The sequence below is a fragment of the Arthrobacter crystallopoietes genome, assembly GCF_017603825.1.
Lineage (GTDB): Bacteria > Actinomycetota > Actinomycetes > Actinomycetales > Micrococcaceae > Crystallibacter > Crystallibacter crystallopoietes_B.
Map to the genome: position 1 here is coordinate 1638144 of NZ_CP072014.1, position 21890 is coordinate 1660033.

The window sequence follows — 21890 nt, forward strand, 5'->3', positions numbered from 1 at the left end:
TCTGATATATCAGATACACATTAGTTGTTTTTCAAAGGAGAGAACGAATGGTGTCTACCCTGACCACCCCGCTGGCAAGCGCCGACCCAGAGGTCGCCGCAGCCATTGGCCAGGAGTTGGATCGCCAGCAGTCCACGCTGGAAATGATCGCTTCCGAGAACTTCGCCCCGACCGCAGTGATGGAAGCCCAAGGCTCAGTCCTGACCAACAAATACGCCGAGGGTTACCCTGGCCGGCGCTACTACGGCGGCTGCGAGCACGTCGACGTGATCGAGCAGCTGGCCATTGACCGGGTCAAGGAACTCTTCGGCGCCGAGGCCGCCAACGTGCAGCCGCACTCCGGTGCGCAGGCCAACGCGGCCGCTATGTTTGCGTTGCTGAACCCGGGAGACACGATTCTCGGTCTGGATCTGGCCCATGGCGGCCACCTGACCCACGGGATGAAGATCAACTTCTCCGGCAAGCTCTACAACGTTGTTTCCTACGGAGTGTCCGAGGAAGACCACAAGATCGACATGGCCGAAGTCGAGCGCCTCGCCGTCGAGAACAAGCCGAAACTCATCGTGGCCGGCTGGTCCGCTTACTCCCGGCAGCTGGACTTCGCGGAGTTCCGGCGCATCGCCGATCTGGTCGGCGCCTACCTCATGGTTGACATGGCGCATTTCGCCGGGCTGGTCGCCGCCGGACTGCACCCGAACCCGGTGCCCTACGCCGACGTCGTTACTACCACCACCCACAAGACCCTCGGCGGTCCCCGCGGCGGCGTAATCCTGTCCAAGCAGGAGCTGGCCAAGAAGATCAACTCGGCGGTTTTCCCCGGCCAGCAGGGCGGCCCGCTGGAGCACGTGATCGCCGGCAAGGCAGTCGCCTTCAAAATGGCAGCTTCACCGGAGTTCAAGGAACGCCAGCAGCGGACGCTGCAAGGTGCGCGGCTGCTGGCCGACCGCCTGCTGCAGGACGATGTGGCCGCGGCCGGCATCAGCCTGGTCAACGGCGGAACCGATGTCCACCTGGTGCTGGTGGACCTGCGCAACTCGGAGTTGGACGGCCAGCAGGCCGAAGACCGGCTGCACCGCGTTGGCATCACCGTCAACCGCAATGCCGTCCCGTTCGACCCCCGCCCGCCGATGGTTTCCTCCGGCCTGCGGATCGGTACACCGGCGCTGGCAACGCGTGGCTTCGGGGATGCGGAATTCACCGAAGTCGCCGACATCATTGCCACGGCTTTGACCCATGATCTGACCGAGGAACTGACCTCGGAGCTGCAGAGTCGGGTCACCGTCCTGGCCGACAAGTTCCCCCTCTACCCGAACCTGAACGCTGATACCTCGAACGGAGCACAGTAATGGCCGATCTGCTGCCTGAGCACCCGGATTTCCTGTGGCGGAATCCTGAGCCCAAATCGTCGTACGACGCCGTTATCGTCGGCGGCGGCGGGCACGGCCTGGCTACCGCCTACTACCTGGCCAAAAACTTTGGCATGACCAACATCGCCGTGCTGGAGCGCGGCTGGCTGGCCGGCGGGAACATGGCCCGGAACACCACGATCATCCGCTCCAACTACCTGTGGGACGAGAGCGCGGGCATCTACGAGCACTCGCTGAAGCTGTGGGAGCAGCTGCCCGAGGAACTGGAATACGATTTCCTGTTCAGCCAGCGCGGTGTCATGAACCTCGCGCACACCCTGCAGGACGTGCGCGAGAGCATGCGACGGGTCAACGCCAACGTGCTCAATGGCGTGGATGCGGAGTGGATTACCCCGGAGCAGGTCAAGGAACTCTGCCCGATCATCAACACCGGGGACGACATCCGCTACCCGATCATGGGAGCGACCTACCAGCCGCGCGCCGGAATCGCCAAGCATGACCACGTGGCCTGGGCCTTTGCACGCAAGTGCGACGAGATGGGCGTGGACATTATCCAGAACTGCGAGGTCACCGGTTTCATCAAGGACGGCAACCGCGTGGTCGGCGTCGAAACCAACCGCGGCCGGATCAATGCCGGCAAGGTGGCCCTGGCCGGTGCCGGACACAGCTCCGTGCTGGCCGAGCTGGCCGGTTTCGAACTGCCCATCCAGTCCCACCCGCTGCAGGCACTGGTCTCCGAGCTGCACGAACCGGTGCACCCCACGGTGGTCATGTCCAACCACGTGCACGTCTACGTCTCCCAGGCGCACAAGGGCGAACTGGTCATGGGCGCCGGCATCGACAGCTACAACGGCTACGGCCAGCGCGGCGCCTTCCACGTGATCGAGGAGCAGATGGCTGCCGCCGTCGAGCTCTTCCCGATCTTCGGGCGTGCCCACGTGCTGCGTACCTGGGGCGGCATTGTGGACACCACCATGGACGCATCCCCGATCATCTCCAAGACTCCCATCGACCAGTTGTACGTCAACTGCGGCTGGGGCACCGGCGGTTTCAAGGGCACCCCGGGCGCGGGCTTTACCTTCGCCCACACCATTGCAATGGACGAGCCGCATCCGCTCAACGCGCCGTTTGCCCTGGACCGCTTCGAAACCGGGCACCTGATCGACGAACACGGCGCCGCAGCCGTAGCCCACTAGGAAGGAAAACCACGATGCTTCTGATCGAATGCCCCTGGTGCGGGCCGCGCGACGAGACCGAATACCATTACGGCGGCGAGGCCCACGTGGCCTACCCCGAAGACCCCAACCAGCTCAGCGACGAGGAATGGGCCAAGTTCCTCTTTTACCGTGCCAATCCCAAGGGCCTCTTCGCTGAACGCTGGGTGCACAGCACCGGCTGCCGGCGCTGGTTCAACGCGGTACGCGACACCGTCAGCTATGACATCAAGGCCGTGTACAAGCCCGGTGAGAAGAAACCACAGATCGACGCCGGCAACGTAGCCGGTGCCAAGGTCCCGTCAGCTAAAGGAGGAGCGAAGTGACCGCCCCCAGTGCCAACCAGTCCCAGCGGCTCGCCGCTGAAGCCACAGCCGCTGCGCGGATCGACCGCAGCAAGCCCCTGGCCTTTACGCTCGACGGCGAGGCCTTCAGCGGCTTCGCCGGTGACACGCTGGCTTCGGCAATGCTTGCCGCCGGCAAGGTCACGGTAGGAAACTCGCTCTACCTTGACCGTCCCCGCGGCATCCTCTCCGCCGGTGTCGAAGAAGCGAACGCCCTTGTCAAGATCAGCGCCCGTTTCGAGGGCCACGTGGACGAGTCCATGCTGCCGGCAACCGCCGTTGAGCTGACGGACGGTATGGACGCCAAGCTGCTCCAGGGCCTGGGCCAGCTGGACCCGCGCACGGACAAGGCCGTGTACGACCGCAAGTACGTCCACGCCGACGTCCTGGTTGTCGGCGCCGGCCCCGCCGGGCTGGCCGCCGCCCGCGAAGCAGCCAAGAGCGGCGCCCGCGTCATCCTGATGGACGAGCAGCCCGAAGCCGGCGGCTCGCTGCTGTCCGGCCGGGACGAGGTCATCGACGGCCTGCCCGCGCAGGACTGGATCGCCCGTACCACGGCCGAACTGGCCGCCGCCGAGGAGGTTACCTACCTCTCGCGGACCACCGCGTTCGGCAGCTACGACAGCAACTTCGTGGTCGCTGTGCAGCGCCGCACCGACCACTTGACCGGCGAACTTGGCGCCGGCGTCTCCCGCGAACGCATCTGGCATGTCCGTGCGAAGCAGGTGGTGCTCGCCACCGGTGCGCACGAGCGCCCGATCGTTTTCGCGAACAATGACCGTCCCGGCATCATGCTGGCCTCCGCCGTGCGCAGCTACCTGAACCGCTACGCAGTTGCGGCCGGACACAATGTTGTCGTTGCTACCACCAATGACTCCGCCTACAAGCTGGTCGCCGACCTGCAGGCGGCCGGCATCGGGATTGCGGCCGTGGTCGACTCCCGGCCCGAGGTCACCGGCGATGCAGCCGAGGCCCTGGCCTCCGCGGGCATCCGCCTGATCACCGGCAGCGCCGTGGTGGACACCGAAGGCAACAACGACGGCGGAAGGATCAGCGCCGTCGTCGTCAGCGGTCTGGACACCGACGGGCAGCTGACCGGCGAACCGGAAAAGATCGAAACGGATCTGCTCGCAGTCTCCGGCGGCTGGACCCCCGTGGTCCACCTGCACAGCCAGCGTGAGCGCCAGCTGAAGTGGGACGAGGCGCTCGCCGCGTTCGTCCCCGGCCGCGAGGTCAAGGACCAGCAGGTTGCCGGTGCCCTCAACGGCAACCTGGATCTGGCCGGCTGCCTGGAGGAAGGCGCCCAGGCCGGTGCCGAGGCCGCCACCCGGGCCGGCTTCCGCGCCAACGCGCTGGTTCCCGCCGCCGCACCCGAGACCTTTGCCCCTATCCGCCCGCTGTGGCTGGTTCCGGGACTCGAGGGCGAGGCCGCCGGCTGGAAGACCCACTTTGTGGACTTCCAGCGCGACCAGACCGTGGCCGACGTGCTGCGTTCCACCGGTGCCGGTATGCGCAGCGTGGAGCACGTGAAGCGCTACACCTCGATCAGCACCGCCAATGACCAGGGCAAGACTTCCGGCATCAACGCCATCGGCGTTATCGCGGCGGCACTGAACAACACGGACATCGGCAGCATCGGCACTACCGCCTACCGCGCCCCTTACACGCCGGTGGCCTTCACGGCACTGGCCGGACGCCAGCGCGGGGAGCTCTTCGACCCGGCGAGGCTGACCTCGATCCACCCGTGGCATGTGGCCCACGGCGCCTTGTTCGAGGATGTCGGACAGTGGAAGCGACCGTGGTACTTCCCGCTGCCGGGCGAGGATATGGACACCGCCGTGCTGCGCGAATGCGCCGCCGTGCGTGAAAGCGTCGGCTTCATGGACGCAACCACGCTGGGCAAGATCGAGATCCGCGGCAAGGACGCCGGTGAGTTCCTCAACCGGATGTACACCAACGCGTTCAAGAAGCTCAAGCCGGGGTTGGGCCGCTACGGCCTGATGTGCACCCCTGACGGCATGATTTTCGACGACGGCGTGACCCTGCGCCTCGATGAGGACCGCTACTTCATGACCACCACCACCGGCGGCGCCGCCAAGGTGCTGGACTGGCTGGAGGAATGGCTGCAGACCGAATGGCCGGAGCTGGACGTGGTCTGCAACTCCGTCACGGAGCAGTACACCACCGTCGCCGTGGTTGGACCGAAGTCCCGCGCCGTGATCGCGAAGATGGCGCCGGAGCTGGACCTGGACAATGACGCGTTCCCGTTCATGGCGTTCAAGGAAACGACGCTCGCGTCCGGTATTCCTGCGCGCGTCTGCCGGATCTCGTTCTCCGGCGAACTGGCCTTTGAGATCAACGTGTCCTCCTGGTACGGACTCAAGGTCTGGGAAGACGTGGCCGAGGCCGGTGCGGAGTTCAACATCACACCGTACGGCACCGAAACCATGCACGTGCTCCGCGCCGAAAAGGGCTTCATCATCGTCGGCCAGGACACGGACGGCACCGTCACCCCGCAGGACGCGGGGATGGAATGGGTGGTCTCCAAGGCCAAGGACTTCGTGGGCAAGCGTTCCTACTCGCGGGTGGACAACGTGCGCGAGGACCGCAAGCAGTTGGTCGGCGTCCTGCCGGTGGACAAGTCGTTCCGCTTGCCGGAGGGTGCGCAGCTGGTCAACCAGGGCACCCGCATCGCCCCGGCCGAAGCGCCGGTGCCGATGGAGGGCCACGTGACCTCCAGCTACCACAGCGCCGCGCTGGGCCGCAGCTTCGGCCTGGCCATGATCAAGAATGGCCGCAACCGGATCGGTGAGACGCTGCAGGCCCCGCTCGGCGGGCAGCTTGTAGACGTTGTCATCGCAGAACCCGTACTTTACGATCCCGAAGGGAGCCGTCGTGATGGCTGAACAGGTATTGACTGACATTGCAGCGCTGCGCCGCAGCCCGCTGGCACATCTGGAAGACGCAATCCGCGAAGGCGCCGTGTCCGGCGAACGGGGCGTGAGCCTGCGCGAGATCCCGTTCCTGAACATGGTCGGCCTGCGGGCCGAGCCGGGTTCGGCCGGGGCCAAGGCGCTGGAGGCCGCTCTGGGTCTGCCGCTGCCGGCAGGCCACGGACAGGTGGCGGGCACCGTTGACGGAACCGCCCTGTTGTGGCTGGGCCCGGACGAGTTCCTGCTGGTCGGCCCGGAAGGCTCCAACGCCACCGCGGCGCTGATTGAAGCCCTGGGAGCCGAGCCGGGCGCCGTCGTCGATCTTTCGGCGAACCGCACCACGCTGGAACTGTCCGGCCCATCGGCACGCGCCGTGCTGGAGAAGGGCTGCCATGTGGACCTGCACCCGCGGGCCTTCACCCCGGGCACCGCGGTCATGACCCAGCTCGGCCCGGTACCGGTGCTGCTGTGGCAGACGGCGGAGGAAGGCGGAGCGCAGACCTACCGGATCCTGCCGCGCGCCTCCTTCGCGGACTACACCGCGCGCTGGCTGCTGGACGCGATGACGGAGTTCGCCTCACCCGAGGTGCCGTAATGGCGCTCAGCGCACTGGATCTGTTTTCCGTTGGCATCGGCCCCTCCTCATCGCACACGGTGGGGCCGATGCGGGCGGCCAAGCGGTTCACCGACGGCTTGGTCCGGGACGGGCAGCTGAACGCAGTGGCCCGCGTCCGGGCCGAGCTGTTCGGCTCATTGGGCGCCACCGGCTTCGGCCACGGCTCCGACAAGGCCGTGGTGCTGGGCCTGCAGGGGCAGGACCCGGAGACAGTGGACACAGACACAGCCGACACCCAGGTCCGGGACGCCATCGCCGCGCGCAAGCTGGCGTTGGCCGGTGAACACCCGGTGTCCTTCGACTGGGATGCCGATGTGATCCTGCACCGGCGCAAGGCCTTGCCGGCACATCCGAACGGCATGACCTTCTTCGCTTACGACGACGCCGGGGACCTGCTGCGCGAACGCACCTACTACTCAGTGGGCGGCGGCTTTGTGGTGGACGAGGATGCCGCCGGCGCGGACCGGATCGTGGAAGACTCCACGGTCCTGCCGTACCCGTTCACGACCGGTGCCCAGCTGCTGGCGCATTGCCGGACCGAAGGCCTCTCCATTGCCCAGGTCATGCTGGCCAACGAGCTCACCTGGCGCAGCGAAGCCGAGCTGCGCTCGCAGCTGCTGCACATCTGGGCGGTCATGCAGGAGTGCGTCGAAAACGGCTGTACCCGCACGGAGGAGAGGTTGCCCGGGGGACTGAAGGTCCGCCGTCGTGCTCCTGAACTGCGGCGCAAGCTGCGCCAGACCGAGGCGGCGGCCGCCACCAGCGGCGCTCCGCAGGCGGATCCGCTGTGGGCGATGGAATGGGTCAATCTCTACGCGCTGGCGGTCAATGAAGAAAATGCCTCCGGCGGCAGGATTGTTACTGCGCCGACCAACGGGGCGGCCGGCATCATTCCGGCCGTGCTGCACTTCTATACCCGGTTCGTCCCGGGTGCAGATGACGACGGCGTGGTGGAGTTCCTGCTCACGGCGGCGGCAGTGGGTATCCTCTTTAAGGAGAACGCGTCCATCTCCGGTGCAGAAGTCGGTTGCCAGGGCGAAGTAGGCTCGGCCTGCTCCATGGCCGCCGGCGCGCTGTGCGCGGTGCTGGGCGGGACACCGGAACAGGTTGAAAACGCTGCCGAAGTGGGCATCGAGCACAACCTGGGGCTGACCTGTGATCCTGTAGGAGGGCTGGTGCAGATTCCTTGCATCGAGCGCAACGCGATCGCCAGCGTCAAGGCGATCAACGCAGCGCGGCTCTGCCTCCAGGGCGACGGTGAGCACAAGGTCTCCCTGGATCAGGCCATCAAAACGATGCGCGAGACCGGCAAAGATATGAAAATCAAGTACAAGGAGACCTCCCGTGGTGGCTTGGCCGTCAACGTCATTGAGTGCTGAACAACAGCCCGCCCCGGGCGCCGAAGCGGCGTCCGAACTGGTGCTGACCCTGGACTGCCGGGAGGCGCCGGGCATTGTGCACGCCGTCAGCGGCGTGCTGCTGGAACACGGCTGCAACATCGTCGAACTCAAGCAGTTCGACGACAGGCGCCTGGGCCACTTCTTCATGCGGGTCCATGTAGCCTCCTCGACCGGCGAGGCGCTGGACGAGGAAGCCCTGCGCAAGGACTTGGTGCCGGTGGCCGAGCGTTTCGGGATGAGCTGGGAGCTCGACCGGCACGGGGCCAAGCGCCGCGTGATGATCATGGTCTCCAAGTTCGGGCACTGCCTGAACGACCTGCTCTTCCGCGCACGCACGGGGGAGCTGCCGGTAGAGATTGTCGCCGTGGTATCCAACCACCGCGACCACCAGCGGCTGGTGGAGTGGCACGGCATTCCGTTCTTCCACATCCCTGTCACCCCGGACACCAAGCCGGAAGCAGAGGCGAAGCTGCTGGAGCTGGTGGACCGTTTCGAGGTGGACCTGGTGGTGCTGGCCCGGTACATGCAGGTGCTCAGCGACTCGCTCGCCACCCGCATGGCCGGCCGGGTCATCAACATCCACCACTCATTCCTGCCCAGCTTCAAGGGTGCCAAGCCGTACCACCAGGCGTACGAGCGCGGCGTGAAAACCGTGGGCGCCACCGCGCACTACGTCAACAGCGAGCTGGATGAGGGTCCGATCATCGCCCAGCAGCTGGTGGACGTGGACCATACCTTCGGCCCCGAGGACCTGGTTGCGGCCGGGCGTGATACCGAATGCAAGGCGCTTTCCAACGCAGTGAAGTGGCACTGCGAAGGCCGCGTCATCCTGCACGGAAACCGGACCGTAGTGCTGCGCTGACCTAAGGCACCGCTGGCAAACAACGACGGCGGCTCCCACCTTTTCAGGTGAGAGCCGCCGTTGCTGTTTAACCGCTGCCGGCGTGACCCTTTGCACTCCTGAAACTTTGCAGTTGTGTATTTTTGCAGTGACTGCAATAATGGTTCGGTGAGTCAACTACTTTCCCTGCGGGACCGCAAGCGCGCCGAGACGTGGGCGGCACTGCACCTGTCGGCAGCCGGCACAGCCTTGGACAAGGGCCTGGAGTGCGTGACGGTGGACGCCGTGGCCGCTGACGCCGGCGTTTCCCCCCGCACCTTTTTCAACTACTTCGCTTCCAAGGAAGACGCCGTCCTGGGCCTGCAGGAACCGTTCGTCGACGAGTCCATGCTGGCGGACTTCGACGTTGACGGGGACCTGCTGGCAAGCGTGAGCCATTTGATGCACGCCGTCACCCGGACCATCCACGGCAGCGCTGACGAGGACGGCAACCGGTGCCGCGAGGTTATCTGCCGGTATCCGCAGCTGATGCACCGCAGGTTCCAGTACATCGTCAAGGTGGAGCAGCTCGTCACCGATGCCGTGGCCGAAAAGCTCGCCCAGTCGAGCAGATGGGCTGCCGCCCCGGCGGGCTACAACGTAGAGGACGTCGCCAAGATGCTGGTCCTCGTCGCCGGAGCCGGGCTCCGCTTTGCCATCCAAAAAACCATTTCCCACCCCACCCGCGAATCGCAGTCCGAGGCCCTCGATCAGGGCATGGAACTGATGCGCAACATCCTGAAGGAACTTCTGTGAGCAAACCCGCAACTGTCGAAAGCGGCGCGCAGCACGGCAAACTGGCGCTGGTCTTTGTGGCCCTGGTGATGGCCATGCTGCTTGCCGCCCTGAACCAGACCATCCTGGGCACAGCGCTGCCTACCATCGTCGGCGAACTCAACGGCGCCAACCTGATGCTGTGGGTGATTACCGGCTACATCCTGGCCTCCACCATCATGATGCCGATCTACGGCAAGCTCGGCGATCTGATCGGCCGCAAGTCCCTGCTCATCGGGGCGATCCTCGTCTTCCTGGCCGGGTCCATCATCGGCGCGCTGGCCCTCGACATGACTTGGCTCATTGCCGCCCGCATCGTCCAAGGCCTGGGCGGCGGTGGCCTGATGATCCTTTCGCAGGCCATCATCGCCGACGTGGTGCCCGCCCGCGAACGCGGCAAGTACATGGGCTGGATGGGCGGTGTCTTCGCCTTTTCCTCCGTTGTGGGCCCGTTGATCGGCGGCTGGCTGACAGAGGGCCCGGGCTGGCGCTGGACCTTCTGGTTCAACGTGCCGGTTGCTGTGCTGGCCCTGCTGGGCGCGATCTTCTTCCTCAAGACTCCGGCCAAGACCAGCCGGCCCAAACTCGACATCTGGGGCATCCTGCTGATGGCCGCCGCCACCACCGGACTGGTGCTGGTCAGCAGCTGGGGCGGCAGTACCTACGACTGGTCCGATCCGGTCATCATCAGCCTGATCGCCGGCACCGTATTGGCCGCGTTCCTCTTTGTCCTGGTGGAGCGCCGCACCGCGGAACCGATCATCCCCATGGAGCTGTTCCGGGACCTCAACTTCAACCTCACCACCATTTCGGGCCTGCTGGTTTCGGTGGCGATGTTCGGCGCCATCGGCTACATGCCCACCTATCTGCAGATGGCTACCGGGGCCACCGCCACCGAGGCCGGCCTGCTGATGATCCCGATGATGGGCGCACTGCTGGCGGCCTCCGTGGTCTCGGGCTCGCTGGTGTCCAAGACCGGCCGGTACAAGTGGATGCCCATTGCCGGTTCGGCCATCCTCGCGGTCGCACTGGTGCTGATGGGGTTGGTCCACGCCGATACCGCGGTCTGGCATATCTGCCTGAACCTCGGCCTGCTGGGTCTGGGGCTGGGCCTGAACATGCAGATCCTCGTGCTCATTGTGCAGAACTCGTTCCCCGCGCGGCAGGTGGGAACAGCGACGGCGGCCAACAACTTCTTCCGCCAGATCGGCGCCACGCTCGGTTCCGCCGTCGTTGGTAGTCTTTTCGCCTCGCGGCTGGTGGGCTTCCTGACCGAACGGCTGCCGGCTGATGCCGTTGCGGCCACCGGTGGCGGCAACTCGCTGACCCCTGAAATGGTCCATGGCCTGCCCGAGGCCATCCAGACGCAGATCGTCGAGTCCTATAACGAGGCGCTGATGCCGCTGTTCGCCTTCATGGTCCCGCTGGCCCTGGCTGCGGCCGTGTTGTGCCTGTTCATCAAGGAGAAGCCGTTGGCCACCTCGCTGGAGCCGGACGTGATGCCGGAGGCGCTCGCAGAGGGCAACGTGCTGATCACAGCCGACGACGACGGCGAGGCCGCCCGGCAGGCCGAGCCCAGCCGACGCTGAACCACGGCCCAACCGCGGCCACGGGTCCGGCAGACTGTCCGGATGGCAGTCCGAGGCACGGGTCCGGTGGCTAAGCTTGCTCCATGGGCGCATCACCTGCACTGCATAAAGAGCCGCGTGTCCTCGAAATCGAGACACTCGAGCAGTTCGACCGGCTCGTAGCGGAGGGTGCGAAGACGCTGCGGGCCGGGGACGGACAATCCTTGAGCGGCTGGCACTTCCAGTCGGTGGACCTGCGGGAGCGGACCGGCGTGCTGCGGGACCTGGATCCCTCCGGTGCGATCTTCCTTGGCTGCGACTTCGAGCCCAGGATGGAGGAGTGGCTGCGTGCCCGCGGCGCGCTGCTGTTCCCCGTCCTTCCCGGTATCCCGTTCGATCCTTACCGTGCCGCGGTGTATACGCCCGCCGAGCTGTTTGATGGCTTGGCCGCCGCGGAGTACGAGGCAACGCCGGACGCAACTATTTACGCCTGGTCCACGCAGCCTGCTGCCCGGGTGAACCTCGATGCCACCCTCGCGGCCAGCCTGCATGACCACGCCGTCGGCGACGCCATGGATGCGTTGTTCGACGGCCCGGGCTTTAACGGCCGGAAAGTGGTCGGCGTGATGGGCGGGCACGCTGCCCAGCGGGGGAGTAAGACGTACGACGACGCCGCCCGCCTGGGCAGGCAACTCGCGAATGCGGGGTGTGCAGTGGCGACCGGCGGCGGCCCGGGCGCGATGGAGGCCGCCAATCTCGGGGCCTACCTGTCATCGGCGAAGGACAGCGCTTTCGCCCAGGCGCTGGCCTCGCTTGCCGAAGTGCCTTCCTTCCGCCCTTCAGTAACGGCCTGGGCCAGGGCAGCAGCCCGGGTCCTCGAACAGCACCGCGGCGGCGTCGTTAATCTTGGCATTCCAACCTGGCATTACGGTCACGAACCCCCTAATCTCTTCGCCACGCACATCGCCAAGTACTTCGCCAATGCCATCCGCGAGGCTGTGCTGCTGGAGCGGTGCAACGGCGGCATCGTCTTCCTTCCCGGCGCCGGCGGAACGGTGCAGGAGATCTTCCAGGACGCGTGCGAAAACTATTATGCGACGCCGGAAAAGCTCTCACCGATGATCCTGGTCGGCGCTTCGTACTGGACCGAGCAGCTTCCGGTGTGGCCGCTGCTGCAGTCGCTGGCCCGCGGACGGGCGATGGAGGAGGCCATCCACCTGGTCGATTCGGTAGAGGCAGCGGTGGAGCTCACGCTGCCGTAGCCCTCAGCTTGTCCAGTCCCGCCAGCAGCGGCGCCACAGTGTCAGGCGACCCCGGTGCCGAACAACAGGCCCAGGAGATAGGTTGCCAGTGCTGCGCCGAATCCGATGCCCAACTGCCGCATCGCCCGTTTGAACGGCGAAGCTCCGGAGAGCAGGCCGACGATTCCTCCGGTCACGAGCAGCGCCAGGCCAACCAGGACCAGCGAAACCAATATGGCCGGCAGGCCCTGCAAGCCGAAGATGTACGGCAGGATCGGAACCAGCGCGCCGCTGGAGAAGAACAGGAAGCTGGAAATGGCTGCGTTCCAGCCGGTCCCGATCTCCTGGTACTCGACCTCCTCCACTCCGGGGTGCAGGGACAGGCTGGGATCGCAGTCGCAGGCCAGATAGCCCATCCGTTCCGCTGCCCGGTGCTCGGCCGCTTCAAGGGTCATGCCGCGTGCCCGGTAAACCAGAACCAGTTCATTGGATTTCAGATCCAGGTCCGGAGCCGCCGTCAGGGTGATCTGGGTGGGTTTTGTTGCACTGAGCAGTTCGCGCTGGGAACGAACCGAAACGTACTCGCCGGCGCCCATGGACAGCGCCCCGGCCAGCAGGCCGGCGATGCCGCTGAACAGGATGAAGCCGCTGGAGACACCGGTGGCGCCGATGCCCATGATCAGGGCGAGGTTGGAGACCAGCCCGTCATTGGCGCCGAAGACAGCGGCGCGGAAGTTGCCGGACAGCCGGGCCCGGCCGCGGGTTGCCAGGCCTCGGATCACCTCTTCGTGGATCAGTTCGTCGGCGGCCATCGCATTCGTGGCGGCCGGTTCGGAGCTGTAGGGGGAGCGGCCCTCGGCCCGCTGCGCCAGCGCCATGACAAAAACCGAGCCGAACCAACGCGCCATGGTGCGCAGCAGACTGCGCCGGAAGGATGGGCGTGCAGGCCTGTCCGCGTGTTCTCCGAGCAGATCGCGCCAGTGCTGTTCGTGCCGGCCCTCGGCTTCGGCCAGTTCCAGCAGGATGGCACGTTCTTCGCCGTCGCGGCGGCGGGCCAGGTCCCGGTAGATGGCCGCTTCGGCACGTTCGTCGGCAAGATACCGGCGCCAGAGTTTGATATTCCGGCTCGACGGCGGGGCTTGGCTGGATTGGGTGGGTCCTTCGCGGGAAGGGCTCATGGTGGCGATGCTCCTGATCATGGACCGGAGACGGGATGGCTCCGGTCAGTTATGCGGCAAACTGACCGAAGGTCTCGCTCGCCCGAAGCCTGCCGGTTTGATGCAGGATCAGGTGGACTGCCGGGCCAATCGTGCTGGCCAGTATGTCGACAGGCCTCCACGCCGTTCCATGACGGGCATTCCGATAAACCGGAAATCCCGGACAGGCGGTGGAGCTACTCCCCTTCGCAGCCTCCATCATACCGTGGCGGGGCCCGAAGTTCCCGGAGACAGGGGGTTAGCCGGCACACACAGGCGTTCATGAAGGACAGCGCGGGGAAGTGTCATGGGGGAGCATCGATGCCGGGAAGAACACCGGCCGCCGTTAGGATGGAGCCGTGGCTACCTCGGCATCTCCTACCCCGGATCCCGCACCCGGGCGCAACAAGTTCTCCACCCGACTGCTGCGCGGCGGCACCGAACCGGACCCGCGTTTCACCCTGGCCAACGAGCGTACCTTCCTGGCCTGGATCCGCACCTCGCTGGCACTGCTGGCCGGCGGCATCGCCGTCGAGGCGTTCACCACTGAACTGTTTGTCACCGAGATCCGCAAGACCGTGGCCATCCTTCTGCTGGTCCTGGCCATGGTGATTGGTGCCGGCGCCTTCTTCCGGTGGCTGAATGTGGAGCGGGCCATGCGGCACAAGACTCCGCTGCCCTTGCCGCTGATCGCGCCCATCCTGGCCGTCGGCGGGGCAGTTGTCGCGGCGATCCTGGTGGTCTTCGTTGTCCTGCGGCCCCTCTGACCATGGCACTGCGCCGCGGTCCCGCACCCGAACATAACGACGCCGGACTCCAGCCCGAGCGCACGTCGCTCGCCTGGGGCCGGACTACTATGGCCATGGTGGTTGCCGCCGCGATTTTCCTGCGTTGGATGCCGCATCACGGCTGGTTTGCCGGGATCCTGGTAGCCGTCACGCTGGTGACGGCCCTGGCCATCAACCTGACACAGAAACTCCGGTACCACCGCGCCGTCCGCGGCATTGCCAGCGAAACGGTCCATGCCGACGTCGTTGGTGTCCTTTTTACGTCCGCCAGCGTCTTTGTCCTGGGTGCGCTGGGCATTTACACGGTGTTGTTCCTGCCCGTGGGCGGTTAGCCGGCGGGCAGGAACAACAGACTCGGCAGGAACAGCGGGTCAGCGGCTGTGGGCCTCTTCCGGGCCTTCCACCGGGACCTCGTCCGAGACGGCGCCTGCGACCCGCAGATCCCAGGCCTCGCGCACGGCCGGGTCGGTCGGCCTGGTTGCCAGGGACACCACTATGTAGGCGACCAGCGAGGCGATCAAGCCATAATAGATCGGCTCATTGGCGTAAATGCCGTCGTACTGGTTTTCCGCGTTGACCTCGAGGATGATCATGGTGGTCAAGGTGACTACGCTGCCGACTGCCATGGACGCCGCGGCGCCGAGACCGGTTCCGCGCTTCCACACCAGGCCGCCGAGGATGGCAATGAGCAATCCGCCGACCAGGATGTCGTAGGCGATGGTCAGCGCGGCGACCACGTCCTGCACCAGGATGGCCAGCACGATCGCCAGGACGCCCAGACCGAGGACATACCAGCGGCTGCCCTGCACATCGTGCTCAGGGTTTTCGCCGTGCTCGTGGTGGGCCGGCTTGCCGAACCAGGAACGGACAAAGGGCACCACATCTGCCTTCGCCACGGTGGCGGCGGCAATCAGGGTGCCGGAAGCAGTGGACATCATTGCGGCCACGGCGGCGGCGAGCACAATGCCGCCGATGCCGATGGGCAGCAGGTTCATCGCGACATCCGCATAGACGTCGTCCTGGTTCTCCAGACCTGGAATGACAACGGCGGCTGCCATGCCGATCAGGGCGCCGGCAGCACCGTAAAAGATGCAGTAAATGCCGGCCGTCGCGCCGCCCCAGCGGGCGACCCCCGGAGTCCGCGCGGTGAAAACGCGCTGCCAGATGTCCTGCCCGATCAGCAGGCCCAGAGTGTAGACAACGAAGTAAGTGATGATGGTCTGCGTGCCGATGCCGCCGATGTCGAAGAAGGACGCGTCAACGCGCTCGCGGATCCCGTCCAGTCCGCCGGCAGCGTTCCAGGTGAACGGCAGCATGAGTAGGAAGACGCCGATGGTCTTGATGACGAACTGCGCCATGTCCGCCAGCGTGATGGACCACATGCCGCCGATGGTGGAATAGATCAGCACAATGGCGCCGCCTACGGTGATGGCCAGCCAACGTTCCCAGCCGAAGAGCACCACCAGGATGGTCGCGTAGGCACCCGTCGACGTGGCGCACAGCATCAGGGTGTACGCCAACATGACGATGCCGGAGACCTTGGTAGCGCTGACGCCGTACCGCAGGGTCAGCATCTGGGCCACCGTGTAGATTTTCAGTTTCTGCAAGGTTGGCGCGAAAAGCAGGCTCAGCAGCAGCACGCCCGTGCCGATGGCCACCACCAGCCACATGCCGGACAGCCCGAACTTGTAGCCGAGGCCAACGCCGCCGACGGTGGAGGCACCGCCAAGAACGACGGCGGCCATGGTGCCTGTGTAGAGCAGCCCGCCGAGTCGGCGGCCGGCCACGAGATAATCGCTATTGTTCTTGGTGCGGGACTTGCCCCACCAGCCGAACAGCAGCATTGCGGCCAAGTAGGCGACCACAATAATGACGTTGATGAATTGTCCATCCATGGGAAGAAGCTCCTGGAAGCAGGAAAGGAAGAAATTGCCTGTAAGGCAACAAGTGTTGAGTGCTAGGCTAATTGTGATGTGCCCGACACGTCAAGATATTTCGAAGATCCAGGGGAGTAGTCCTCTCCGCCCGCGAGAAAGAGTTGCTCAGTGAAAGCACTGCCTGTTGAGCCCAGCAATGCCCCGGTAGCGATCGGATCGCGGATCCGCGCGGCGCGGCAGGAGCAGCGCATGACTATCGAGCAGGTTGCGGACTCAACCGGATTGACCAAGGGCTTCCTGAGCCGGGTCGAACGGGACCTCACGTCGCCGTCGGTAGCTTCACTGGTGACGCTGTGCCAGGTGCTGGGCATTTCCATCGGCGACTTGTTCCTGATGCCGGAAACGCATTTGTCCCGGGCGGGGGAGGGGCCGCGGATCAGCCTCGGCGGTCAGGGCATTAGGGAAGAGCTGCTGACCGCGCGCCATGAGCGCCGCCTCCAGATCATCCGGGCGGTCATTGAGCCCCGCGGGCGGGGCGAATCCGAGCTGTACTCGGTGGACTGCGAAGTGGACGTCCTGCATGTGATTGCCGGCCGCATCACGCTGATCTTCACGTCCGAACGCTACGAACTCAATGCGGGCGACACTATCTCCTTCTCCGGCCGCGAGCCGCACAGCTGGATTAACGAGACGGATGAGCAGGCAATCGTGACCTGGACCCTGGTCCCGGCTGCCGCGCGCTAATTCTTCCGGCGCAGGTCTACGGCTACTCCTGCTGCAAGTCGATGACCACCTTCACGTCGTCGTCGCGTTGTTCGAAGGCCTGGGCGAAGTCTTCGAGCCGGGTCCGGCGGGTGATCAGGCGTCCGAGCCAGGCCTGGTCGGCCTTGGCCAGCGCTTCCGCGGCTTGGAGGTAGTGGCGGCGGTTGGCGTTGACAGTGCCGAATACGACGTCGTTCTCCAGCACCGCGGTGCGGTTGAGTCGGCCCAAGTCGACAGGTGTCCGTTGTCCGGTTCCGGACACACCGGTAAGGCAGGTGATGGCGTTGTTTGCGCCGCAGCTGATGGTGTCGAGCACTACGGAGGGAACCCCGGTGCATTCGAGGAGTACGTCGGCTTCCACGCCCGATTCGGGGAGCGGGTCCGAGTGGAACGCTGCGCCGAGGTCCTTCACCAGACCCGGTTTCGGCCCTTCATCGGCCAGATCGTAGACGTGGACTTCCAGCCCGCGCTGCACTCCCAGCAGCGCGGCCAGAAGGCCCATGGGTCCCGCGCCGGTTACCGCGACGACCTTGGGATCGAAATAGGCACGTGCGCCGATGCGCTCGATCTGCTCCCAGGCCTTCGCCACAATGGTGGTTGGTTCCAGCAGCACGCCGACTTCGGACAAGGCGGCGTCGAGCTTCACCATCGCGTCCGGCTCGGCCCGCCAATGCTTCCGAGCGAACCCGTCCAGTGACTTAATGCCGTGCTCGGTGTATTGCCCGTTGAGGCACATGTCCCACTCGCCGACGGCGCAGGCGGCGCAAGGTTCCGGATCGGGGCGCCTGACAATGCCCACCACGAGATCGCCCGGCGCCAGGCCGGACCCCGGCGGCGCCTCGCGGACCCGGCCCAGGTTCTCGTGCCCCAGCACCAGATGCTCCTTGCCGTCCGGCGCCGAGCCGTATTCGGCCGCGATGATCTCCCGGTCCGTGCCGCAGAGGCCGACGGACAGCGCATCGACAAGGACCGCGCCCTCCCCGGAGTCCGGCTCCGCCACATCCCGTAGTGCAAGGGAATCTTTGACCCCGGGGGTAACCGTCAGTGCCTGCAATCCTGCCTCCCATGCCGTGCTGCAACCTCAGCTTCGTGTCAGGCTATACACGCCCCTTCCCGTTGGCCAGAGATCGGCCAACCTTGACTGAGACGCCGACCACAATTAGCCTATTTCAAAACACTTGATGCTTATTGGGCAACTTTTTCTCAGGAGAGACCACATGGAAGAACTCCGCGTCGAGGCCAACGGCAAACTCGGCCCCATCGATTCATCACGGATTCCGCGCTTTGCCGGCGCCGCCACCTACGCGCGCCTCCCGCGGCTGGACCAGGTCGCCCGGGCCGATGTCGCCGTCGTCGGTATTCCCTTTGATTCCGGGGTTTCCTACCGCCCGGGTGCACGCTTCGGCGCCAACCACGTCCGCGAAGCCTCGCGGCTGCTGCGCCCGTACAATCCGGCCTGGGACGTGAGCCCGTTTGAGAGCCTGCAGGCCGCCGACGCCGGGGATATGGCAGTCAACCCGTTCAACATCAACGAGGCGATCGAGACTATCCAGCAGAACGCGCTGGATCTGACCGAAAGCGGCACCAAGCTCATCACGCTCGGCGGTGACCACACCATCGCCCTGCCGTTGCTGCGCGCCGCCGCCGAACGTGCCGGCCAGCCGGTGGCCATGCTGCACTTCGATGCGCACCTGGACACCTGGGATACCTACTTCGGCGCCGAGTATACCCATGGCACCCCGTTCCGCCGCGCGGTGGAAGAGGGCATCCTGGACACCGAAGCCATCTCGCACGTGGGCACCCGCGGCCCGCTCTACGGCAAGAAGGACCTGGACGATGACCACCGCTTCGGCTTCGGCATCGTGACCAGTTCCGACGTCTACTACCAGGGCGTCCGCGAAGTGGTGGCCAAGCTGCGCGACCGGATCGGCGACCGCCCGCTCTACATCTCGGTCGATATCGACGTATTGGATCCGGCGCACGCACCCGGCACCGGGACGCCCGAGGCCGGCGGCATGACCAGCCGCGAACTACTGGAGATCATCCGCGGCTTCCGTGGCATGAACCTCATCGGTGCCGACGTGGTGGAAGTGTCGCCGGCGTACGACCATGCCGAAATCACCGGTGTCGCCGCCAGCCACGTGGCCTACGATCTGTTGACGCTGATGGCCGCAAACGCCTCGGACAGCCAGAACAACGACGGCGGTGCTTCCGTTGGCCGCGGTGCTTCCGTTGGCCGCGGGGGAGCGGACCAGCGCGGCAGCGAGGCGCAGGCCGGGACGCCGCCGCACGGGGATCCGCTGGCCGCCAACGCGCTGCGCGGCGGGGAAGGGTCCTGACATGGCGCTGCCCAGTACTGGCGGTGCGAGCACGAGCGGAACAATCGTCGCGGCCCGCAACGGCGGGGACCTCGTCGTGGAAACCCTGAGCGCCTTGGGCGCCACCACCGTATTCGGCATTCCCGGCCAGCACGCGCTCGGGCTCTTCGACGCCCTGAGCCGGTCCAATCTGCACTTTGTTTCTTCCCGGGTGGAGAACAACTCGGCCTTCGCCGCGGACGGCTTCTCCCGCGCCACCGGCGACGTCGGCGTCCTCTTCCTCTCCACGGGACCGGGTGCGCTGACCTCGCTGGCCGGGCTGCAGGAAGCCTACGCCACCGGGGTGCCGATGGTGGTGGTAGCCAGCCAGATTCCGCTCGAAGGGCTCGGAGCCCGGCGCAAGGGCATGCTGCACCAGCTCGATGACCAGAAGGCCTCCGCCGCCAATGTCACCAAGAGCCAACGGCTGATCCAGCACGCCTCCGGCATTCCGTCGGCCATCCAGGACGCCTGGACCGAGGCCATTTCCTCGCCGCAGGGGCCGGTCTGGGTGGAAGTGCCGCAGAATGTCCTGCTCGACCCGATCATGGTCCCGCCCGTCGAGGATGCGCTCGCCGAAGCCTTCGACAATCCGCCGCGGACCGAGCTCGTGAAGGAAGCGGTGAAGTGGCTTGCTGCTGCCGAACGCCCCGCCATCATCGCCGGCGGCGGGGTGCGCCGGGGCAGGGCCGAGCCGTGGCTGCGCTCCATCGCGGAAAAGCTGCGTGCCCCCGTGGTCTGTTCGCCGGGCGGCAACGGCGCATTCCCCTGGCGGCACGAACTGTCGCTGCAGTCCTGGGTGGAGGACCGCTATGTCACCGATGTGCTGGAAGACGCCGACGTGCTGGTGGTGGTCGGTTCTTCGCTGGGCGAGGTGACCAGCAACTACTTCACCTTTGAACCGCGCGGTCGGATCATCCAGATCGATGCCGAGCCCCGGGTACTCGAATCCAACCGGCCGGCTTTGGGGATCCGGGCCGACGCGGGCCAGGCCCTGCAGGCGCTGGATGAAGCGCTGATCGCCTCGGCCCTGCCGCAGCCGGAGCCCGCGTTCTCGCCGGACTGGCACGGCAAGTCTCCGGAACAACTGGTGAAGGAAACCCTGGCCAATGTGCAGGCCCGCCTTGATGCCCAGGACCTGGCCAAGGAGCGGCAGTTCATGGCCGACATCCGCGAGGCGGTTCCGGACGACATGCAGACCTTCTGGGACATGACAATTTCCGCATACTGGGCATGGAGCTGCTGGGATTCGCGTGAGGGCCAGTTCCACTCGGCGCAGGGCGCGGGCGGCCTGGGCTTCGGCTTCCCGGGAGCCATCGGCGGCTCGGTCGGGCTGGCCAGCAAGGGGCTGCCGGCACGCGTGCTGGCCGTTTCGGGCGACGGCTCCGCAATGTATTCCATCAGCGAGCTGGCCACCGCCAAGCAGCACAATCTCCCGGTTACCTGGCTGATTGTCGACGACGGCGGTTACGGCATCCTGCGCGAATACATGGAGGACACCTTCGGGCAGGCTACCGCCACCGAGCTCGCGCGGCCGGACTTCGTGAAGTTGGCCGAAGCCTTCGGGGTCCCGGCACGCCGGGTGGAGCCCGGGAACGTCCGCCAGGCCCTCGAGGAGAGCTTCGCGGCGGACGGTCCCAACGTCGTCGTTGTTGAGACGTTGCTCAAGATGTTCGCCCCGACGCACCTGGCAACGTGAGAGAGGCGGGAGAGAACTCCCCATCGAGGACTTCCCGCGGTTCGGTTAGACTCGCCGAAGGGGGCAGCGGTCGATGCTGCTTCCGTATCACCCGCACCTAGCCCAGGGGAATCCGTGTCTAACCAGTCTCCCGAAAATCCGTCCAACCAGCCACAGGAAGGCGCAGGCCAGCCTGCCTCGAACTACCCGTCGAACCAGCCTTACGGCCAGGCACCGCAGCAGAATTCACCATATGGCCAGTACCCGGACCAGGGCGGCTACGGCTACCAGGCCCCGGTGCAGGAGAAGAAGGGCCTGGCCATTACGGCACTGGTGCTGGGCATCGTGGCCCTTGTGCTCGGGGTGGTTCCCGGTATTGGCTTCCTCAGCTTCATCCTTGGTCCGCTGGCGATCATTTTCGGCATTATCGCGCTGATCAAGAAGCAGAAGAAGGGAATGTCCATCACGGGCATTGTCCTGGGCGCGCTCGGCGTGATCGCAGCCATCGTCATCACCGCGATCATCGCCACGATTTTTAGCAACGCGGTCGGTGACCACACCGTGCAGTACAAGGTGACTTCGGAAGGTCCTGCCACGGTCCAGTACTTCGATGGAGCGACCGTGGGCCAGGAAGAGATTCCGGGAGACTGGGAAACCGAAATCGAATTCACCGGTCTTCCTTTCGGCCAGCTCAGCGTGACGGGAGATTCCGGTACGGTGACCTGTGAAATCATCATGGACGGCCAGAGCGTTGCCTCCAACTCGGGCACAGGCCAGGTTGACTGCATTTCCGGCGATTCAGGCCAGTAGTTTAGTTGGCGGCGGCTCCATCGAGCCGTTCGGTTGAAAGCAGCCCCTCCCGCGTGGGGGGACTGCTTTTTTCTGCTCAGCGAGA

19 protein-coding genes are annotated in these 21890 nt (G+C 65.7%); 16 read left to right on the forward strand and 3 right to left on the reverse strand.

The features are described from left to right. The first annotated feature begins 47 nt into the window (after positions 1-47). The 10 genes from glyA to J5251_RS07535 all read left to right on the forward strand — a co-directional run bounded on the left by glyA (position 48) and on the right by J5251_RS07535 (position 12358). Positions 48-1346 (forward strand): serine hydroxymethyltransferase, encoded by a 1299-nt coding sequence (gene glyA, locus J5251_RS07495; protein ID WP_139006059.1) that lies wholly within the window; start codon positions 48-50, stop codon positions 1344-1346. Beyond that, a complete protein-coding gene (locus J5251_RS07500) occupies positions 1346-2563 on the forward strand; it encodes a sarcosine oxidase subunit beta family protein (RefSeq protein ID WP_139006060.1) in 1218 nt (405 codons plus the stop codon). Before glyA ends, J5251_RS07500 begins: the two co-directional genes overlap by 1 nt. A 14-nt stretch (positions 2564-2577) precedes the next feature. Further along, entirely contained in the window at positions 2578-2907 is a 330-nt protein-coding gene (locus J5251_RS07505) for a sarcosine oxidase subunit delta (RefSeq protein WP_139006061.1), read from the forward strand. After that, on the forward strand, positions 2904-5831 hold the full coding sequence (locus tag J5251_RS07510; RefSeq protein WP_139006062.1) for a sarcosine oxidase subunit alpha family protein: 2928 nt from the start codon (positions 2904-2906) through the stop codon (positions 5829-5831). The genes J5251_RS07505 and J5251_RS07510 overlap by 4 nt, the downstream gene beginning before the upstream one ends. Continuing rightward, positions 5824-6453 carry a sarcosine oxidase subunit gamma gene (locus J5251_RS07515; RefSeq protein ID WP_139006063.1) on the forward strand — a complete coding sequence of 210 codons (630 nt, stop codon included), beginning with the start codon at positions 5824-5826 and terminating at the stop codon, positions 6451-6453. The genes J5251_RS07510 and J5251_RS07515 overlap by 8 nt, the downstream gene beginning before the upstream one ends. After that, entirely contained in the window at positions 6453-7853 is a 1401-nt protein-coding gene (locus J5251_RS07520) for an L-serine ammonia-lyase (RefSeq protein ID WP_139006064.1), read from the forward strand. Before J5251_RS07515 ends, J5251_RS07520 begins: the two co-directional genes overlap by 1 nt. After that, positions 7843-8736 (forward strand): formyltetrahydrofolate deformylase, encoded by an 894-nt coding sequence (purU, locus tag J5251_RS07525; protein ID WP_139006065.1) that lies wholly within the window; start codon positions 7843-7845, stop codon positions 8734-8736. Before J5251_RS07520 ends, purU begins: the two co-directional genes overlap by 11 nt. Before the next feature lie 147 nt (positions 8737-8883). Then, the gene (locus J5251_RS20300; RefSeq protein ID WP_240793149.1) at positions 8884-9510 is read left to right on the forward strand and encodes a TetR/AcrR family transcriptional regulator; all 627 of its coding nucleotides are present in this window, start codon (positions 8884-8886) and stop codon (positions 9508-9510) included. Next, complete coding sequence (locus J5251_RS07530; protein WP_240793150.1) at positions 9507-11117, forward strand: MDR family MFS transporter; 1611 nt, start codon at positions 9507-9509, stop codon at positions 11115-11117. Before J5251_RS20300 ends, J5251_RS07530 begins: the two co-directional genes overlap by 4 nt. Before the next feature lie 83 nt (positions 11118-11200). After that, on the forward strand, positions 11201-12358 hold the full coding sequence (locus J5251_RS07535) for an LOG family protein (protein ID WP_139006068.1): 1158 nt from the start codon (positions 11201-11203) through the stop codon (positions 12356-12358). A gap of 41 nt (positions 12359-12399) precedes the next feature. On the opposite strand, the gene J5251_RS07540 is transcribed toward J5251_RS07535, so the two are convergent. Next, positions 12400-13515 carry a VIT1/CCC1 transporter family protein gene (locus J5251_RS07540; RefSeq protein WP_139006069.1) on the reverse strand — a complete coding sequence of 372 codons (1116 nt, stop codon included), beginning with the start codon at positions 13513-13515 and terminating at the stop codon, positions 12400-12402. 377 nt (positions 13516-13892) lie between these two features. Here J5251_RS07540 and J5251_RS07545 point away from each other — a divergent pair, with 377 nt between their 5' ends. Both J5251_RS07545 and J5251_RS07550 read left to right on the forward strand, forming a co-directional pair. Then, positions 13893-14300: a YidH family protein gene (locus J5251_RS07545; RefSeq protein ID WP_139006070.1), complete on the forward strand. Its 408-nt coding sequence runs from the start codon at positions 13893-13895 to the stop codon at positions 14298-14300. Between the two features lie 2 nt (positions 14301-14302). After that, positions 14303-14653: a DUF202 domain-containing protein gene (locus J5251_RS07550; protein WP_139006071.1), complete on the forward strand. Its 351-nt coding sequence runs from the start codon at positions 14303-14305 to the stop codon at positions 14651-14653. Between the two features lie 39 nt (positions 14654-14692). On the opposite strand, the gene J5251_RS07555 is transcribed toward J5251_RS07550, so the two are convergent. Further along, complete coding sequence (locus J5251_RS07555; protein ID WP_139006072.1) at positions 14693-16216, reverse strand: sodium:solute symporter; 1524 nt, start codon at positions 16214-16216, stop codon at positions 14693-14695. A gap of 150 nt (positions 16217-16366) precedes the next feature. Here J5251_RS07555 and J5251_RS07560 point away from each other — a divergent pair, with 150 nt between their 5' ends. Beyond that, positions 16367-16942: a helix-turn-helix domain-containing protein gene (locus tag J5251_RS07560; RefSeq protein WP_139006073.1), complete on the forward strand. Its 576-nt coding sequence runs from the start codon at positions 16367-16369 to the stop codon at positions 16940-16942. Positions 16943-16964: 22 nt separating this feature from the next. Here J5251_RS07560 and J5251_RS07565 read toward each other — a convergent pair whose 3' ends face one another. After that, positions 16965-17960, reverse strand: a complete 996-nt coding sequence (locus tag J5251_RS07565; RefSeq protein WP_244250840.1) for a glucose 1-dehydrogenase — start codon at positions 17958-17960, stop codon at positions 16965-16967. A 217-nt stretch (positions 17961-18177) separates the two neighbouring features. Between J5251_RS07565 and speB the strand changes: the two genes are divergently transcribed. The 3 genes from speB to J5251_RS07580 all read left to right on the forward strand — a co-directional run bounded on the left by speB (position 18178) and on the right by J5251_RS07580 (position 21805). Continuing rightward, on the forward strand, positions 18178-19299 hold the full coding sequence (gene speB / locus J5251_RS07570) for an agmatinase (RefSeq protein ID WP_139006075.1): 1122 nt from the start codon (positions 18178-18180) through the stop codon (positions 19297-19299). Between the two features lies 1 nt (position 19300). Then, complete coding sequence (locus J5251_RS07575; protein WP_139006076.1) at positions 19301-21016, forward strand: thiamine pyrophosphate-binding protein; 1716 nt, start codon at positions 19301-19303, stop codon at positions 21014-21016. A 114-nt stretch (positions 21017-21130) separates the two neighbouring features. Then, the gene (locus J5251_RS07580; protein WP_139006077.1) at positions 21131-21805 is read left to right on the forward strand and encodes a DUF4190 domain-containing protein; all 675 of its coding nucleotides are present in this window, start codon (positions 21131-21133) and stop codon (positions 21803-21805) included. Positions 21806-21890: the final 85 nt, after the last annotated feature.

What these genes read in the sequence shown, in the direction of transcription:
- glyA (WP_139006059.1), top strand. Translation starts at nt 48, where the DNA reads ATGGTGTCTACCCTGACCACCCCGCTGGCAAGCGCCGACCCAGAGGTC.
- J5251_RS07500 (WP_139006060.1), top strand. Translation starts at nt 1,346, where the DNA reads ATGGCCGATCTGCTGCCTGAGCACCCGGATTTCCTGTGGCGGAATCCT.
- J5251_RS07505 (WP_139006061.1), top strand. Translation starts at nt 2,578, where the DNA reads ATGCTTCTGATCGAATGCCCCTGGTGCGGGCCGCGCGACGAGACCGAA.
- J5251_RS07515 (WP_139006063.1), top strand. Translation starts at nt 5,824, where the DNA reads ATGGCTGAACAGGTATTGACTGACATTGCAGCGCTGCGCCGCAGCCCG.
- J5251_RS07520 (WP_139006064.1), top strand. Translation starts at nt 6,453, where the DNA reads ATGGCGCTCAGCGCACTGGATCTGTTTTCCGTTGGCATCGGCCCCTCC.
- J5251_RS07535 (WP_139006068.1), top strand. Translation starts at nt 11,201, where the DNA reads ATGGGCGCATCACCTGCACTGCATAAAGAGCCGCGTGTCCTCGAAATC.
- J5251_RS07540 (WP_139006069.1), bottom strand. Translation starts at nt 13,515, where the DNA reads ATGAGCCCTTCCCGCGAAGGACCCACCCAATCCAGCCAAGCCCCGCCG.
- J5251_RS07550 (WP_139006071.1), top strand. Translation starts at nt 14,303, where the DNA reads ATGGCACTGCGCCGCGGTCCCGCACCCGAACATAACGACGCCGGACTC.
- J5251_RS07555 (WP_139006072.1), bottom strand. Translation starts at nt 16,216, where the DNA reads ATGGATGGACAATTCATCAACGTCATTATTGTGGTCGCCTACTTGGCC.
- speB (WP_139006075.1), top strand. Translation starts at nt 18,178, where the DNA reads ATGGAAGAACTCCGCGTCGAGGCCAACGGCAAACTCGGCCCCATCGAT.
- J5251_RS07575 (WP_139006076.1), top strand. Translation starts at nt 19,301, where the DNA reads ATGGCGCTGCCCAGTACTGGCGGTGCGAGCACGAGCGGAACAATCGTC.